The organism is Thauera sp. SWB20, assembly GCF_000831325.1.
GTDB lineage: Bacteria > Pseudomonadota > Gammaproteobacteria > Burkholderiales > Rhodocyclaceae > Thauera > Thauera aminoaromatica.
In genome coordinates, this window is sequence record NZ_JTDM01000020.1 from 681,866 (window position 1) to 698,597 (window position 16,732).

General features: G+C 62.0%; 13 protein-coding genes, 1 tRNA gene and 1 pseudogene. 11 read left to right on the forward strand and 4 right to left on the reverse strand.

The genetic code is table 11. From position 1 onward, the window contains the following. Window positions 1–26 precede the first annotated feature (26 nt). Window positions 27–905, forward strand: a complete 879-nt coding sequence (locus PO78_RS16975; RefSeq protein WP_004316707.1) for a radical SAM protein — start codon at window positions 27–29, stop codon at window positions 903–905. Between the two features lie 17 nt (window positions 906–922). On the opposite strand, the gene PO78_RS16980 is transcribed toward PO78_RS16975, so the two are convergent. Next, window positions 923–1,216 carry a helix-turn-helix domain-containing protein gene (locus PO78_RS16980; RefSeq protein ID WP_004316704.1) on the reverse strand — a complete coding sequence of 98 codons (294 nt, stop codon included), beginning with the start codon at window positions 1,214–1,216 and terminating at the stop codon, window positions 923–925. A gap of 254 nt (window positions 1,217–1,470) precedes the next feature. On the opposite strand from PO78_RS16980, the gene PO78_RS16985 reads away from it, so the two are divergent. The 6 genes from PO78_RS16985 (at window position 1,471) to PO78_RS21965 (ending at window position 7,072) form a co-directional block, all read left to right on the forward strand. Next, on the forward strand, window positions 1,471–2,703 hold the full coding sequence (locus PO78_RS16985) for an aspartate kinase (protein ID WP_043745364.1): 1,233 nt from the start codon (window positions 1,471–1,473) through the stop codon (window positions 2,701–2,703). A 60-nt stretch (window positions 2,704–2,763) separates the two neighbouring features. Continuing rightward, window positions 2,764–2,857: transfer RNA gene (locus PO78_RS16990), tRNA-Ser, on the forward strand. A 1,010-nt stretch (window positions 2,858–3,867) separates the two neighbouring features. Continuing rightward, on the forward strand, window positions 3,868–4,185 hold the full coding sequence (tnpA, locus tag PO78_RS17000) for an IS66 family insertion sequence element accessory protein TnpA (RefSeq protein WP_012584785.1): 318 nt from the start codon (window positions 3,868–3,870) through the stop codon (window positions 4,183–4,185). Next, window positions 4,185–4,544: an IS66 family insertion sequence element accessory protein TnpB gene (gene tnpB / locus PO78_RS17005; RefSeq protein WP_012584784.1), complete on the forward strand. Its 360-nt coding sequence runs from the start codon at window positions 4,185–4,187 to the stop codon at window positions 4,542–4,544. Before tnpA ends, tnpB begins: the two co-directional genes overlap by 1 nt. 22 nt (window positions 4,545–4,566) lie before the next feature. Next, window positions 4,567–6,312, forward strand: coding sequence for an IS66 family transposase (gene tnpC, locus PO78_RS17010; RefSeq protein WP_012584783.1), 1,746 nt, complete (start codon window positions 4,567–4,569; stop codon window positions 6,310–6,312). Window positions 6,313–6,523: 211 nt separating this feature from the next. Beyond that, entirely contained in the window at window positions 6,524–7,072 is a 549-nt protein-coding gene (locus PO78_RS21965) for a hypothetical protein (protein WP_052484440.1), read from the forward strand. A gap of 151 nt (window positions 7,073–7,223) precedes the next feature. Here the strand turns inward: PO78_RS21965 and PO78_RS23645 are convergent. The 3 genes and pseudogenes from PO78_RS23645 to istA form a co-directional block, all read right to left on the reverse strand. After that, a pseudogene (locus PO78_RS23645) lies at window positions 7,224–7,310 on the reverse strand (Mu transposase domain-containing protein); the annotation flags it as partial. 13 nt (window positions 7,311–7,323) lie between these two features. After that, a complete protein-coding gene (gene istB, locus PO78_RS17020) occupies window positions 7,324–8,103 on the reverse strand; it encodes an IS21-like element ISAzo17 family helper ATPase IstB (RefSeq protein ID WP_043745370.1) in 780 nt (259 codons plus the stop codon). Continuing rightward, window positions 8,100–9,188 carry an IS21 family transposase gene (istA, locus tag PO78_RS17025; protein ID WP_043745373.1) on the reverse strand — a complete coding sequence of 363 codons (1,089 nt, stop codon included), beginning with the start codon at window positions 9,186–9,188 and terminating at the stop codon, window positions 8,100–8,102. Before istA ends, istB begins: the two co-directional genes overlap by 4 nt. A 1,049-nt stretch (window positions 9,189–10,237) precedes the next feature. On the opposite strand from istA, the gene PO78_RS22950 reads away from it, so the two are divergent. The 4 genes from PO78_RS22950 to PO78_RS17035 all read left to right on the forward strand — a co-directional run bounded on the left by PO78_RS22950 (window position 10,238) and on the right by PO78_RS17035 (window position 16,730). After that, a complete protein-coding gene (locus tag PO78_RS22950; protein WP_156147832.1) occupies window positions 10,238–10,663 on the forward strand; it encodes a hypothetical protein in 426 nt (141 codons plus the stop codon). Further along, entirely contained in the window at window positions 10,653–12,017 is a 1,365-nt protein-coding gene (locus PO78_RS22955; protein ID WP_156147833.1) for a hypothetical protein, read from the forward strand. Before PO78_RS22950 ends, PO78_RS22955 begins: the two co-directional genes overlap by 11 nt. Window positions 12,018–12,076: 59 nt before the next feature. Beyond that, the gene (locus PO78_RS17030; RefSeq protein WP_043745376.1) at window positions 12,077–13,027 is read left to right on the forward strand and encodes an IS5 family transposase; all 951 of its coding nucleotides are present in this window, start codon (window positions 12,077–12,079) and stop codon (window positions 13,025–13,027) included. Between the two features lie 751 nt (window positions 13,028–13,778). Further along, window positions 13,779–16,730, forward strand: a complete 2,952-nt coding sequence (locus tag PO78_RS17035) for a DEAD/DEAH box helicase (protein ID WP_043745379.1) — start codon at window positions 13,779–13,781, stop codon at window positions 16,728–16,730. The last annotated feature ends 2 nt before the right edge of the window (window positions 16,731–16,732 follow it).

Genomic DNA, 16,732 nt, shown 5'->3' on the forward strand with positions numbered 1-16,732 from the left:
ATTTTCCGCAAGTGGTTGAACAAACGATGAATTCTTCCCAAGGACAGCCCCCCGGCACGCTCGCGACCCTGACGGTGGGCAAGCACGATCGCGACCTCGCCGGGCTGACCTACGTCTATCCAGTGCTGTCGCGCCGCGCCGGCGGGGTGTCGGTCGGCATCAACCTGAACCCGAACAACGCCTGCAACTGGCATTGCGCCTACTGTCAGGTGCCCGACCTGGTGCGCGGCAAGGCGCCGGAGATCGACCTCGCCCGGCTCGAGAGCGAGCTGCGCGGCTTCCTCGCCGACCTCATTCACGGCAGCTGGATGGAACGCCACGTGCCCGAGGGCGCGCGGGTGATCCGCGACATCGCCTTTTCCGGCAACGGCGAGGCGACCAGCGCCGAGGTCTTCCCCGAGGCGGTCGCGCTGGTGCTGCGGCTGCGCGACGAGTTCGGGCTGTCACCGCAGGCGGTGCCGGTGCGCCTGATCACCAACGGCAGCCTGCTCGCGCAGGCGCGCGTGCAGGAGGGCGTGCGCCGGCTGGGCGAGGCGGGCGGCGAAGTGTGGTTCAAGGTGGATGGCGGCAGCGTCGAGGCGATCGAGCGCATCAACGGGGTGCGGCTCGAGCCCGCGGCGGTGGCGCGCAACCTGACGCGCTGCGCCGAGCTGTGCCCGACCTGGGTGCAGACCTGCATGTTGCGCTGGGACGGCGCGCTGCCGTCGGACGCGGACATCGACGCCTGGCTGGCGGTGCTGGAAGCCGCCGGGACGGAGCGCCTGCGCGGCGTGCTGCTCTACGGTGTGGCGCGGCCGTCGATGCAGCCGGAGGCGCCGCGGATCGCGACGCTTGCGGCGGACGAACTCGAGGCGATCGCCGAGCGCGCCCGAAAAAAAGGGCTGACGGTGCGCGTCAGCCCTTGATCGCGCGCGGCATGCGCTCAGCGCTCCTTGCGCTTGGCGCGTGCTTCCTTCTTGAGGGTCTTGTAGAGCTCGGGGTTGGTCGCCTTGAGGTACTCGGCAACCTCGACGTCGTCGCGCTTGACCTTGTTGATGTCGATCTGCTCGACATGGACCAGGCGCAGCAAGGCCTGCACCGGGCGGGGAATGTTGCGGCCGCTCTCGTAGCGCGAGCCACCGCTCTGGGTCACGCCGATCTTGGACCAGAACTGCGACTGGTTCAGGCCGAGCTTGCGGCGAATTTCGCGTACATCCAGCTTTTCATTTGCTTTCATGGAGATTTCCTCGAGTTTGTATCCGTTCGGGCCTTCCCGGACTCGATGCGGACAGGATTCTGCCTATGACTAAGGTCATAGAACGCATGCAGTATAGGTTAGTATTCTCTCTACATACAAAATAGATTTTAGCAAATTCAGCAAATAAGTAATAAAAAACACGTCCTGGAGATTTTGTTTCGATCGGGCGAGCAAAACTTCACGCCGCCGGATAGCATCGCGGACCTTATTCACCTGTAGTTTTGGATACGACGATGGCGCTGATAGTTCAGAAGTACGGTGGAACCTCGGTGGGGACCCCCGAACGCATGCGGAGCGTCGCCCGCAGGGTGGCGAACTTCCGGGCGCAGGGCCATCGCGTGGTCGTCGTCGTGTCGGCGATGAGCGGCGAGACCAACCGCCTGATCGCGCTCGCCCGCGCAGTCGCGCCAAGTCCCCGCACGCGCGAGCTCGACGTCGTCGTATCCACCGGGGAGCAGGTCAGCATCGGCTTGCTGTGCATGGCGCTCGACGACCTCGGCGTCCCGGCACGCAGCTACACTGGCGCGCAGGTAAGGATTCTCACCGACTCGACGCACACCCGGGCGCGCATCCTCGACATCGACGCGGCGCCGATCCGCAAGGACCTCGACGCGGGCGGGGTGGTGGTGGTCGCCGGCTTCCAGGGCGTGGACGCACACGGCAACATCACAACCCTCGGCCGTGGCGGCTCGGATACCACTGCCGTGGCGTTGGCCGCCGCGCTCGAGGCGGACGAATGCCAGATCTACACCGACGTGGACGGCGTTTACACCGCCGATCCGCGCATCGTCCCCGAGGCGCGCAAGCTCGATGCCGTCCGCTTCGAGGAGATGCTGGAGCTCGCCAGCCTGGGCTCGAAGGTGCTGCAGATCCGCGCGGTCGAGTTCGCCGCCAAGTACAAGGTCAAGCTGCGGGTTCTCTCCAGTTTCGAGGAAGACCCGGGAGAGGGCACGTTCATCACCGTCGAGGAAAGCAGCAACATGGAAAGACCGGTCATCTCCGGCATCGCCTTCGTGCGCGACGAGGCCAAGCTCACCCTCACCGGCGTGCCCGACCGGCCGGGTATCGCCTACCAGATCCTCGGTCCGATCGCCGATGCCGACATCGACGTGGACATGATCATCCAGAACGCCCCCCGCGACGGCTCGACCGACCTCTCCTTCACCGTCGCGCGCGCCGATCTTGCGCGTGCCGTGAAGGTGCTCGAAGGCGTGCAGGCCCACGTCGGCGCGCGCTCGATCGAGAGCGACGACACCATGTGCAAGGTCTCGGTGGTGGGGGTCGGCATGCGCTCGCACCCCGGCGTCGCCGCGAAGATGTTCCGCACCCTGGCCGAGGAGGGCATCAACATCCAGATGATCACGAGCTCCGAGATCCGCATCTCGGTGGCGATCGAGGAGAAGCACCTCGAGCGCGCGGTGCGCGCCCTGCACAAGGCCTATGGCCTGGATGTGGCCGCTGAATAGATGCGTTCGATCAACGTTTGACCGGCAGGCGCGAACTCGCTATGATCGCGCCTTCCTGATGGAGACGTGGCCGAGAGGTCGAAGGCACTCCCCTGCTAAGGGAGCATGCGGGCTAAAACTCGCATCGAGGGTTCGAATCCCTCCGTCTCCGCCAGAGCATCTAAGCCCCTGTTTTAAAGGGGCTTTTTTGCGTCTACGCGGTCCGAAACAGGGGTGGCGGGAGTGTCCCGATCTTTCTCCCCAGCGCTAATTTTCTCGCGCGTCGCGCCCCATAGTGTCCCTCGACAGCCCCCCTTCAGTACCCATTTGGCACTGTCCCATCTGGCGTTGTGAGGCGGGAGCCTTCTTAGGGGAGGGATTCTAAGTTATTGAATATTAAAGCCCTGTTCGTGGTGATGCGGGCAGGAAGTTCGGGCGCGATACTTCGCCAACACTGAAAGTCAGCGTCACGGACTGTCCCAGAATTGAAGTTCGCTGGACCAGGCCTGGACTGCTTCCCGTTGTTGGCAACGCAAAGACGGCATTCTGGGTTGGAAGGCGTCGGAGGTCTCCGTGAAGTCCTGTCGGCATCCGCGGGGGACCTTACCAAGTAGAGGTTGGTGGCGCGGGCCCGGGAGTGACCGACCATCGCTGTGGCGGACGGATGGGATTCCGCCCGATCCATGGTTCCGGCGAGAAGCTGAGCCCGAGCCGAACCTGCGACGATCCCCTGTTAGGACGTGTTTCACCCTCCGCACTGCGTGGCAGGCCGAGATGCGCGGTCGTTGTGCGTCGACCACGGGATGTTGTAATCTGCGCTTGCGCACGCGCCTTCTTGGTGTCGTGTCTTTTCCTTTAGTCCTTGCCTTCCCTCGGCAGGGGCGTTTTCGACTGGAGAAAAGACATGACCCACTCTCAATATCCCCCGGTTGTCCCCGTTGTCTCCCGCTCTCATGAGGCGCTGACCTGCAGTCGGTGCGGTCTCGTGATGACGCATGATGGTCATGAGTACGACGAGGCTCTGATCATTTCCTTTTGCGCTGGCTTCTCGTCCGTCTTTGGCGACGAGATGCGGGTTGACGCGGTCTTCTGTCAGCACTGCCGTAAGCGCTCCACGAACCCCATCCTTACGTAGCCCCCGTTGAGCCCTCATGCTTCGGCTTCCGTTTTTCGGGGAGCACGAGCATGTCGGAGCGCAGTACGTTCTGGTTGTCGCACCTGTCGGCAATCGAAGCCGAGGGCATCACCACGAAGGCGTACGCCGAGCGCGAGGGGCTGTCGCCGCAGGCGCTCTACCAGTGGCGCAAGCGCCTGGTGGCCGGTGGCCGTCGTAGCCGCGCCAAGCTTGGCGGATTCGTCCCGATCCAGATCGAACCCTCGATGACGCCCCGCGCGGGCTGCACGGTGGTGATCGACGCGCAGTTGCGGCTCGAATGCGCGATGCTGCCCGGCGTCGACTGGCTGGCCGCGCTGTCGGTGGCCCTTGCCGAGCGGGGGCGCTGATGCACCCGGGGCATTCGATCGGTGCGGTGTATCTGTACCGGCCGGCGATCGACTTTCGCAAATCCATCGGCGGACTGTCGGCACTGGTCGAGCAGGAGCTGGGGCTGAACCCGTTCGGCGACGCACTGTACCTGTTCATCAACCGTCGCCGCGACAAGCTCAAGGCGCTGTACTGGCACCGCAACGGCTTTTGCCTCTGGTACAAGCGGCTCGAAGCCGAGCGCTTCGCCTGGCCGGCGGCCGAGGCGGGCGAGCCCACCTGCGTACTGACGATGAAGGAGCTCGAATGGCTGCTTGAGGGCTTCGATCTGTGGGCGGCAAGGCCGCATAAAACGCTGCAATACCAATCAGTTACGTAGCGTGATCGGGTATAATTCCGGCATGCCGCAACGTACCGCCGCCCCTCGCTCGAACCCTTCCGTTGGCGTGTGCGCATCCGTCCTGGCCGAGCTGTTGCCCGACGATCCAGCAACGCTCAAAGCCTTGTTGCTGGCACAGCAGCGTGCCTTCGAGACGCGTGAAGCCGAACGGCAGGCAGCCTTCGAGGCCCGTGAGGCCGCACTCCAGAAAGTCTTCGATGCGCGGGAGGCTGAACGCCAAAGAGCCTTCGATGCGCGGGAGGCTGAACTGCAAAAGGCCTTCGAGGCACGCATCCTCGAGCTCTACGAGCAGCTTCGCCTGGCGCGTCGGCGCATGTTCGGGCCCAGCAGCGAATCGCACGCGGGCCAGGCCTGGCTCTTCGACGAGGCCGAGGCGCTGGCCGAGTCCGCACCCGAGGCGCTCGACACCGCAACCTTGCCGCCGCCGGCCACCGAGACGACGGGTGAGGCGTCCGCCGACACCGGCAAGAAGAAGGCGCGTGGTAAGCGCAAGCCCTTGCCCATCGAGCTGCCGCGCATCGACGTCGTCCATGACGTCCCCGAGGCCGAGCGCACCTGCGCCTGCGGCACGCCCATGGTCGAGATCGGCCAGGACGTCAGCGAACAGCTCGACATCGTCCCGATGCAGGTGCGTGTGCTGCGCCATATCCGCAAGCGCTACGGCTGCCCCGAGGGCGACCAGGCGCCGGTCACCGCCCGCGCCCCGGCGCAGGTGCTGCCCAAGAGCAACGCCAGCAACGACCTGCTGGCCTTGCTGATCGTCATCAAGTACGTCGATGGGCTGCCGCTGGCGCGTTTCGAGTACGTGCTCGCTCGCGCAGGCGTGCTTGTGCCGCGCCAGACCCTGGCGCGCTGGGTGATCGGTACCGCCCAGGCGCTGCAGCCGCTCGCCAACCTGATGCGCGACGTGCTGCTCGGGCACGACGTCATCCACATGGACGAAACCCCGGTGCAGGTGCTCAAGGAGCCTGGCCGGGCAGCCACGAGCAAGAGCCAGATGTGGGTGCAGCGCGGCGGACCGCCGGGCAAGCCGGTGGTCCTCTTCGAGTACGATCCGAGCCGCGCGCAGGCGGTGCCCTTACGCCTGCTCGAAGGCTGGAAGGGGCATCTGATGGCCGACGGGCTCGAGAGCTACGGCGCAATTGCCTTCACCGAAGGGGTGACCCGGCTCGGTTGCTGGGTGCACGCGCGACGTCGTTTCGTCGATGCCAGCAAGGTGCTGCCTGCCGGCAAGCGCGGCCGCGCCCACGAAGCGCTGGCCCTGATCGGCAAGCTCTACGCCATCGAGAAGGACGCGCGCGAACTGAACGACGCCCAGCGCCTGGCGCTACGCCAGAGCAGAAGCCGCGCCGTCATCGACGAACTGCGCCGTTGGCTCGACCAAGTGCTCCCCACCGTGCCGCCCACCTCGGTGCTCGGGGGTGCCCTGGGCTACCTGCATCGGCAGTGGCCGCGTCTGACGCGCTACCTCGAGCGCGGCGATCTGCCGATCGACAACAACCCCGCCGAAAACGCCATCCGTCCCTTCGTGGTCGGGAGAAAGGCATGGCTCTTCTCGGACACTCAGGCCGGTGCGCGTGCCAGCGCACTCCTCTACTCGCTGGTCGAAACCGCCAAGGCCAACGGCTTCGAGCCGTATCTGTGGCTGCGCCACGTGCTGCGCGCCTTGCCCACCGCGACCAACGTCGAACATTTCGAGGCCCTCCTGCCCTGGAATCTCAAGGCTGAGCAGTTGATCACGGCGTAAAGAGCCCGGGAAGGATGGGGTTCGTGGAGCGCTTACGCACTGCCTGTCGTCGATCGCCGGTCCTTGGCTGCGCGTCACTGAGGAGCTGCCAAGGTGCGGGCGCAGCGAGCATCCGCGCCATCGGGCCAGGCAACCGCATCAACTCTTGAGCAAGAGTTGTGATCCTCAAGAGTCAATGACATCGAACAACGCAAAGCGGAGCGCATCCACCATGCTGAAAAATCATATCGTCTATCTGTTCGCCTTCCTCATCCTCGTTGTCTCCCCGCTGTCACAGGCATCGGGGCAGAACGCTGCGCCCTTCGGGATGGAGCTCGGGGTCGCAACCCTTGCACAAGTCAGGCAGGAGATCGGGGACTCTTCGCCCCTCGAGGATGAGGGGACCAACAAGTACACCGAAGGGAAGATGGTCTCGACGGACGGCAGAGTACTCGGCGTCGAAGGCGTGCAGTCCGTACTGTTCATCTTCGACAAATCAGAGGTCCTCGCTGGCGTCATCGTTACCATGCCGAAGGATCCCGTCCGGATATTCAAGATGCTCTCAACCAAGTACAAGGTCGTGTCGAACAAGATCGACTCTTTCATGAACTTTGGCTCCGCGAGGCTGGAGAAGGGCGCATCCGTGGTTGAGATCGACGCCCCTCACTTGTCCTTCGCAATGGAGGTTCGCTACCTGACCAAGTCCTTTTTGGCCGCCCACAACCGGATCGTTCAGGAGGAGGCGGCGGAGAAGGAGCGCAGGAAGGCCAGCGCGCTCTGACCTTTCCGGTCTGACGGAGAGGTCGGTACACCCTCGCCACTGATGCAATTTGGCGTGGGGGGTAGATACGGGCCGGGCGCCCCGGTGCTTGGCCCGCCAATATCGGGCGCGCCACGCCGTACCGACTGTTGTGCGCGAGAACGTCTTGGGTGTCCCGCAGCCACAGCGCCTTGCCCTCCAGCGCAAACGGCACCGAGTACAGCGCGCGCTCGAAGCTGACGTGACAGTCGCGATGCACCGTCGCGCGGCCCTCAGCCGGCAGCGGCGAGCGCTTGCACCATCCCGGCCTTGCGCTGGTGTTTCAGCCGGTAGCTCTCGCCGCTGATCGGCACGATGTGCGCGTGATGCAGCAGCCGATCCAGTAGCGCCGCCGTGAGCGTCGCATCCTGGGCGAAGGTGCTGTCCCACTGCCCGAACGACAGATTGCTGATCACGATCAGGCTGCCGCGCTCGTAGCGCGCAGCAATCACCTGGAAGAACAGGTTGGCCTGCTCGCGCGTCATCGGCAGGTAGCCGATCTCGTAGACGATCAACAGCCGGTAGGCGTTGATCGCCCGCTGCATCACGTTCTTGAGCTGGTTGTGCTCATGCGCCAGGACCAACGTCAGCAGCAGATCGGCGGCGGTGGTGAAGCGCGTCTTGATGCCGGCCTGCGTGGCGCGGTAGCCCAGTGCGATGGCCAGATGGGTCTTGCCCACCCCGCTGGGGCCGACCAGCACGACGTTCTCGGCACGCTCGACGAAAGCGAGGCTGGCCAACTCTTCGAGTTGGTTGCGCTTGAGGCCGCTGGCAAAGCCATAGTCGAAGTCCTCGAGCGTCTTGATCGCCGGGAAACCCGCCAGGCGCGTGAGCATGCTTTGCTTGCGGCTCTGTCGCCCGGCCGCCTCGGCACGCAGCAAGTGTTCGAGGAAATCGCTGTAGGCCAGTTGGTCGGTGGCCGCCTGCTGGGCCGCTGCGGCGTAGCCCTGGGCGGTCAGCGGCAGGCTCAGTGTTTGGCAGAGCGCCTGGATCCGTTCGTATTGCAGATTCATGCGCCGACCTCCTGCGCCTGTTGCAGCGTCTGCAGCAATGCGTCATAGACGGCCAGCGGATGCGGGGCGGGTTGTTCCGTTTCGAGGTGCGCACGCACGGCGGGCGGGCGCGCAGGTCCCTCGTCGTGTGCCACTTCAGCCTGCGGCCGGGCGCCCTCGATGCCGCCCCGCCACGGCGGTGCCAGCGCCTGCAGCGCGGCCTGTTCAGCCGCCAACTGGGCCACGGGCGGCTCGCCGGTGGTGCCATACACGCGCACGTTGGCGACTTCGTCGAGCCAGCGGCGCACCTGCAGCGTGGCCGTGGCGGCGTCGAGCACCAGACCGGCCTGCTTGAACTGCGCCACCAACGGCACATAGAACGAGCGCCGCAGATAGCCGTTGAAGCGCTCCACCTTGCCCTTGGTGCGTGCCCGATAGGGGCGACACAGCTTGATCACAAACCCGGCGTGACGGGCGTAGTCCAGAAAGCCGGCGTGGTAGCGGTGCGCGCCTTCGCCCTCGACATCGCGCTCGAGCACCACGGTCTTCATGTTGTCGTACAGCACCTGGCGCACCACGCCCCCGAACGCCGCGAAGCTGCGCTCGTGGCAGCCGATCAGCGTCGTCACCTTCATGTCGGTGACAAACTCGACGTAGCTCATGCGGCTGTAGCCGAGCGTGGCGCAGAACGCGTACAGCGGCTGCGCGCCCTTGCGAAACTCCACCCAGTCGACCTGCATCTGGTGGCCCGATGCCGTCTCGAAGCGCACCACCGGCTCCGATGGCTGCGCCGGCTTGAGCATGTGCATGAACGCCCGCAGCTGGCTGGCGCCACCCTGATAGCCCTGCGCCACGATCTCACGCATCAGCACCGAGGCCGGAATCCAGTGCGGATGCGCCGCCGCCGGGCCTTCGCGCAAGTACGCCTCGAAGGGCGCCAGCTTCGTCACCCGCTGGACCTTGCGCTCGTAGCGCGGCAGATCCGGCGACGCCAGGTGCGCACGCACCGTGTTCACCGCACACCCCACCTCGGCGGCGATCCGCCGAAGGCTCAACCCGTGACGCCTCAACAGTTCGATTTCCACATACACCTTGTCTGTGATCACCCGGGCTCCAAATGGCCCGATCTTCTCAACTCGGTGTATCAACTTTCAATCGGCAGCCCGTATCAACTTACATCCGGCAGTGACACGAGCGGGCGATCTCGCGCTCGGAGTCGCTCTGGCGCATGCGCATCAGGGCCTGGCGGTACTCGTACATCTCGATGCTCCTGCGGGCCACCGCCTCCCTCCTGCCGAACAAAAAAGGCAGCAGGGTAGCGATGGACCGGTCAAGGTCGAGACGTTCGTCAGAGGGGAAGTGGCTCCATTACGCCGATCCGGCGCTGGCCCCTATGTGCCGATCCGCGACTGGCTCCAATGTGCCGGTCGGTGACACGGCACGCCGCAATCGCGAACTGTGCCGTCGCCGACAGTTTCGGCTGCCCAAGCGCCGCATCGGTCTCTGCGTCCTTGGTTAGGGAGCCCTTGGGCAGGGAGCGCATGGGGTCGAGTCAGTCAACTATCGGTCCGCCTTGCCGCGCCCCATTGGGGTTGAGTAGAGGGTGTCAGGAGGGCGCTTGATGGAGGTAGAAAAGAAAAAAAATTGCTAGTTTTCCTAAAGTGTTGATTATCTGAAGAAAAATATGAATGTCCTCGTTTATTTTTTTTTCCGATATTTGATAACTTGAGTGCATGGAAACCATTTGCCTACTCCTGATCGATCCACCCCGCCACCGCTGCAATCTACAGCTTTGGCTTACATGCCTGCTTGGTGTGGCATGCCTACTGCTGCTCATTGGCCCGCTGGCTTTGCTTAGCCTCGCGGGACCCCTCTGGGGTTGGTCGCTGCAGGGAAGGGGTGGCCATGCGGCAACTGTGATTCGCCGTAAATTAGCCGAGCAGAAATTTATTCAAGATATCGATCGCTTGCTAAGCAGGGCAGTTGCCTTTAGGTCTCTGCATAAGAAGAGCGAAATAAAGATCTGTTTAACGCTATCAGTTATTAGTCGTGAAAGAGTAATCGATCGGCTGAATGGGTTGGTTTCAATGGCCTTGCAGCCTCGTGGCGATCAGTGTAATTCCAAATTTTTCGGGCCTTCTTCTCACAAGTAATTTTGTCATCAGGAAATGAAGGTCCTGATCTTCCTCTGGATATTTCGCCAGTTGAGGTAAAAAAATTGGAACGATTTATTAGTTTAGTAGAGCTTGCAGCGAGGCTTGGCGGTCTTGGGCTGGGAAGCTTTAAAAAGCATCTCGCACGCGAGCGACATGTGGCTGCGCTGGACGGCTTGCCTGCGCCTGTTCTCACCCGACCCAGATATATGTGGCTGGAAAGCGATATCGACAAGTGGCTTTTGTCTCGCAGCACTCTGATTGAAGAAGCAGCTAAAGAAAAGGAAAAAAAGAACGGGGAAGGCTTCCCCCGCCGTGGTAGGCCGACAAATATTGAGAGGGAAAATGCTCGGGCGCTAGGCCTTACCGTGCATGCTTTCCGGTGCAAGAAAGCTGGAAAGATCGGGAAAACGAAAAATGAAAAATAACACTGGAAACTGCGTAAAAATTCCCGATGTTCCCTATAGCGCAGTTCACAAGCTGACCACTCTGGAGGTTGCAGTATATTTTCATGCAATTTGCAATTCGAGTTCGACGTATTCGCCAGTGACCGATTACAACATTCCCTCGGCATGCATGCATTTAGATATTCGGCGTGTGGAGCTGGTTGCTGCATTGAGAAAACTTGTTGATGTTGGGTTGCTGCTTTGGGATTGCGATGCGAATGAAGTTGCCTTTGTAAAATGGGCTGATGTTAATGCTCGGCCCGAGCGATTGCATGAGAATCTGATGAGAAAAATAAAGGGCGTTCGTTCAGATACGCTTCGTAATTTTGCATTTGAACAAACAAAAAAAGGGGTGAGCTGCAAGGGAAAGTGGGTGCCGAGAAACATCTGGGCTATTCTCTCGCGCTTCAAGCTATCACTTGAGCTAAAGGTTATATATTTTAAATTCTGGATTTCTGATCTTACGAATTCTGCTGGCGTAATTGTCACTGATCGTGGTTATGTTAGAGGAGACTTCTTGACTGATGATGAGGGTTTGAGTGAAAAACTGGTTTCTATCCAACCTCTTGTAAAGGCTGGGGCTCTGCTGCGTGTGAATGATGAGGTTTTTATAGCAGATTGGTTTAGATATCAAAACTTCCAAAGCGATAGATCATTAAGAAATCTACGTGAGGATATAAGGCTAATCAAATCAAATAGGATTAGAAGAATTGTTGAGGAGAAAGCCCGGGTTTTCACAAGTCGTATAAACGACGCGGATAAATTGCAGAGTGAAGAGGAGCAAGGAAAAAAAGAACAAAAAGATGACGTAGATCCGGCTCAGAAGGGGGCTGAGGAAAGTGGTGGCGCAAGGCAGAGAAAAGAGAGTTCCGGCGATAGCACTGTACGACAAAGCAGGGGCGCTTCACCTGATCAAGGGTCCCTGGATAGGAATGAACTCGGTATCTTGTATGATCCTGGCAACATGAAAGACGTTGAGTTGTTAAAGATAATTATGACTTATACCGAGGAGCAGATTAGAGAGGCTGTTGAATATACAAAGAATCAAAGGAAGATTTTGTGTTATCCGTCAAAGATTCTTGAAGCACTCAAGGATAGGGTGGTTAGTGACGAGTCATATGCGGTGCTTCGCATGTTTCAGAGTCGAATTGGCAATGTATATGAAGGCGGGAATGAAGAACTCGTGCGCCTGGAAAAGAGAGATGGGGCTTTGTTTACCTCGGTGCGAGTTGGTAACGGCGAGGTGAGGTCTCGCAGAGTCCAAGATCCGCGCAGGCTGTGGCGGGACATTGAGGAGGGGCGCCTTAAAGAGTTGTCGCCAGATGCATGGCCCTAGGGAAGCTCTGATCTATTCAGAGCCTGTAAAATACGTCGGTCATAAATCGCGTCGCCACCATGAAGCAAACGACGTTCGCCTCGCTGGCCTTCGAACGGAAGAAGAAACAGACGCGCCGGGAGCGCTTCCTGGGTGTGATGGAGAAGGTCGTACCTTGGGCAGCGCTGCTGGCCGCGATCGCGCCGCACTACCCGACGACAGGCCGGCGCGGTCGTCCACCGATGCCGCTCGCGACGATGCTGCGGATCTTCTTCATGCAGCAGTGGTACACGCTGTCGGATCGGGCGATGGAGGACGCGCTGTATGAGATCGAGTCGATGCGCCGCTTTGCGGGGCTGGCCCTCACGGACGACGCGATGCCCGACGAGACGACCATCCTCAAGTTCCGCCATCTGCTCGAGAAGCACGGGCTGACCGGGCAGATGATGAACATCATCAACGACACGCTCGAAGAACGTGGCCTGCTACTCAAGGGCGGCACCATGGTCGACGCCACGATCATCCACGCTCCGCCCTCGACGAAGAACCGGGACAAGCAGCGCGATCCCGAGATGCACCAGACGAAGAAGGGCAACCAGTGGTACTTCGGCATGAAGATCCACGTCGGTGCCGACGTGAATTCCGGCCTTGTTCACACGGTGTCAGTCACGCCGGCCAACGCCTCGGACATCAGCCAGTTGCCGGAGCTGGTGCGCGAAGATGACCGTGCGCTGTTCGGTGACAAGGGGTACGTGAACAACCAGCTCAAGCGCCTGGCGCGCAAGGCGGGCCTGTTCTGGGGTGTGTCGCTCAAGGCGAGCAAAGCCCACCCGCTGACTGAGGCGGACAAGCGCTTCAACCACAAGATGTCCTCGATTCGCGCGCGGGTCGAGCACGTGTTCCGCGTCATCAAGCGCCAGTTCGGTTACACGAAGGTGCGCTACAAGGGGATCGCGAAGAACGCCGCCCAAGTGTTCTCGCTGATCGGTTTGACCAATCTTTATCTGGCGAGGCGAGCCTTGATGAGTTGATGGGCGAAATCCGCCCGCTGCGCCCGAAAACGGGTGCTCGGGGCCGAAAAGGCCTCGAAAAACAGCGATAGAAGCGGAGAAGGCGATCATCGGAGTCGGTGGAAACGGCTGGCTTGGGTGAACGTGCTCAGAACATCAATTGATCAGGGACTCCCTAGGGGTAGGGATGCACAGTGGAGTTCGAAGGAAGTTTCGGCGTTGCGCAGCGATACGTCGTTCAAGCTTTGTGTGCGTCGCCCGACGGTGCTTGCGAACTTGAGGCAAGTAGTTCTAAAAAAGGCAATAAAAACAGTGACGTAGGGTCTAGAGGAGAAGCCAGAGAAGACGAGGGCATGTAGGGAGTGACAAGTCAGATCAGGGTAGTGCAGCGCAGTGCATTGCAGGGTGGTTCAGGTCAGTGAAGCGCAGGGTAGGTGAGGGGAGGCCAGTGCCGGGCAGCTTATTCCAAGGCAGCTGAGTGCAGCCAAAGTGGGAGGCGCTTCGCGCTCATGCCCCTCGCCCTGCCTCGCGTCGCGTCACTCTTCTGCACCACGCGAGGCAGGGCTTCCTCCCTGGATCCCATCCTTGCCATGAGTGAGACGATCACCGCGGAAAGTGCGTTTTTCCTCGTTCCTGGCTTGTAGCCCTCGGGCTTGAATCACCCTGAGTCGTTCTAAAACCTGGGCCGACTCAGGGCTCCCGCATGGGGACATCTGCGATAATCCAAACGCTTTGCAGTAGGCGTTATTCATAAACTGGTAAACAACACTCGATGCTCCCTTTTGCCCCCGGCTCCCGCGTCGTCATCCGCGACGAAGAATGGCTTGTCCGCCGCATCGATCCCGCCAGCGACGGCGGCTGGCTTCTAACTTGCGACGGCATCTCCGAGCTCGTCCGCAGCCAATCGGCTCTGTTCCTCACCACGCTCGAAGACGAGATAGCCGTCCTCGACCCTGAGAAAACGGAGCTCGTACCCGACGACACCGCCGCCTACAACGCCAGCATCCTGTACTTGGAGAGCCTGCGCCGGCGCAACGTCGCCAATGACGACAAGGTGCACCTCGGCCACCGCGGGGTGATGAACCTCGTGCCCTACCAGCTCGATCCGGCGCTGCAGGCGCTGCGTCAGCCGCGCTCACGGATCCTGATTGCGGATTCGGTCGGCCTCGGCAAGACGCTCGAAGCGGGCGTGCTCGCCACCGAACTGATTCAGCGCGGCCGGGGCAAGCGCATCCTGGTCGTCACGCAAAAGGCCATGCTGACCCAGTTCCAGAAGGAGTGGTGGAGCCGCTTCTCCATCCCGCTGGTGCGCCTGGACTCGGTCGGCCTGGCTCGGGTGCGCAATCGCATCCCGGCTAACCACAACCCCTTCAACTACTTCGACCGCAGCATCATCTCCGTCGACACCCTCAAGAGCAACCTCGAGTACCGCAACTATCTCGAGAACGCCTGGTGGGACGTCATCGTCATCGACGAATGCCACAACGTCGCCGCACGTGCCGGCGAGTCCGGGCTTTCGCGCCGCGCGCGGCTGGCCAAGTTGCTGGCGACGCGCTCGGACACCCTGATGCTGCTCTCGGCGACACCGCACGACGGCTCTGCGCGCAGCTTCGCGTCGTTGATGAGCCTGCTCGACCCCACGGCCATTTCCGACCCCGACGACTACACGCCCGACGACTTCCGCAGCAAGGGCCTGGTCATTCGCCGTTTCAAGAAGGACATCCGCGACCAGGTCAGTGCCGATTTTCAGGAGCGCGTCACCAACTGCCTGCGGGTGCCCGCCAGCGCGCAGGAAGAAGCCGCCTACCGCGCCCTGCTGGAGATTCCCTTCACCCAGGGCGGCCAGCACAGGGCTGGCAAGCAGCAGGAGCTGCAGCGGATCGCGATGCAGAAAGCGCTCTTCTCCAGCCCGGCCGCCGCGCTGGAGTCCACGAAGAAGCGCATCGCCCTGCTGCAAGGCAAGGCCAGCCCCACCGCAGAGGAGGCGAGCGAGGTCGAAGCGCTGCGCTATTTTGAAGAGACGCTCACGCCGCTCGCCACGGACCCAGCGGCCAGCCAGTTCAGCAAATACCAGCGCCTCAAGCAGCACCTGCAGTCGGCCGACTTCGGCTGGGAAGTGAAGAGTGCCGAAGACCGCCTGGTCATCTTCTCCGAGCGCATCGAAACCCTGCGCTGGCTTCGCGAGCACCTCACCGCCGACCTCAAGCTCAAGCCCAACCAGCTCGAAGTGCTGCACGGCCAGATGGCCGACACCGAGCAGCAGGAATTGGTCGAGCGCTTCGGCCGCCTGGACGACCCGCTGCGCATCCTGCTGTGTTCGGACGTCGCCAGCGAGGGTCTCAACCTGCACTATTTCTGCCACCGCCTGGTGCACTTCGATCTGCCTTGGTCGCTGATGGTCTTCCAGCAGCGTAACGGCCGCGTCGACCGCTACGGGCAGAAGCATCAGCCGCACATCGTCTATCTCTTCACCGAGACGGTGAACGAGAAGATCAAGGGCGACCTGCGCATCCTCGAAATCCTTGAACGCAAGGACGAGCAGGCCAACTTCAACCTGGGCGACCCCTCGGCCTTCCTCAACGTCTTCGACCCGGACAAGGAAGCGGAGAAGGTCGCCGACTTCATGGCCGAAGGCCTCAGCCCGGAAGCGGTCGAGGCCACCATGGACGAGGCGGCCGCTTCCGAATCCAACAATGACGGCGACTGGCTGATGACCCTCTTTGGCGGCGGCAGTGCTTCGGAGGACGCCACGCCAGCGCCTGCCGCAGGTAGCAGTCTCGACCACATCGCCGAGCCCGCCTCGCTCTTCGCCAGCGACTTCCACTACGCCAAGACCGCGCTGACGCTGCTCAACCAGGGCCAGACCCTGTGCCAATGGAACGCGGAGGAGGCCGAGCGCCTCATCGCGCTCACCGCGCCCCTCGACCTGCAAGACCGCCTGCGCCAGTTGCCGCGCGAGGCCAAAGCCGACAACGACCACTACGCCCTGTGCGCCGACCCCAAGCGCATGGCAGACGCCATCGAAACCGCCCGCCAGGCCAGGGCCGAAGAAGACACCTGGCCCAAGCTGCACTACCTCTGGCCGCAACACCCCATCGTCGAATGGCTGGGCGACCGCGTGCTCACCCACTTCGGTCGCCACCGCGCACCACTGCTGCAAAGCCACAAGCTCGCGCCGGGTGAACAGGCCTTCATTCTCATGAGCCTCATCCCCAACCGCAAAGGCCAGCCCATGCTGGTCGAGTGGCAGGTGGCGAGCCGCGTGGGGCAGGGCGCCTTTGGCCTCGAAGCTTTCGACGCCTTCATCGCCCGCGCCGGCCTCAAGGCGGGTGGCTTGCCCAACCGCGGACACACGCCGGAACTCGCCGCCACCACCCAGGCGATGCAGAGCGCCTTGCCCGGCGCGGTGCGCGCGATGCACGCCTACATGCTCAAGCAGCAGGCCGCCTTCTCAGCCGAGCTCGCCAAGCGCCTCGAAGGCACGCTGGCCGACCTGCAGCGCCTGCAGGGCCGACAGATCGAACAACTCAGCCTCGACCTCGAGAAGCAGCTCGAAACCGTCAAGCGCGGCCGCTTCGAGCAACGCAGTCGCGACATCCACCGCGTCTTCGACGACTACCGGCGCTGGGTGGAAGACACCCTCACCACCGAGCCGCAGCCCTGGATTCAGGTGCTTGCCGCCGTCTGCAACCCCAGTACCACCGCTGCCGTTGCCGGAGCCTGACC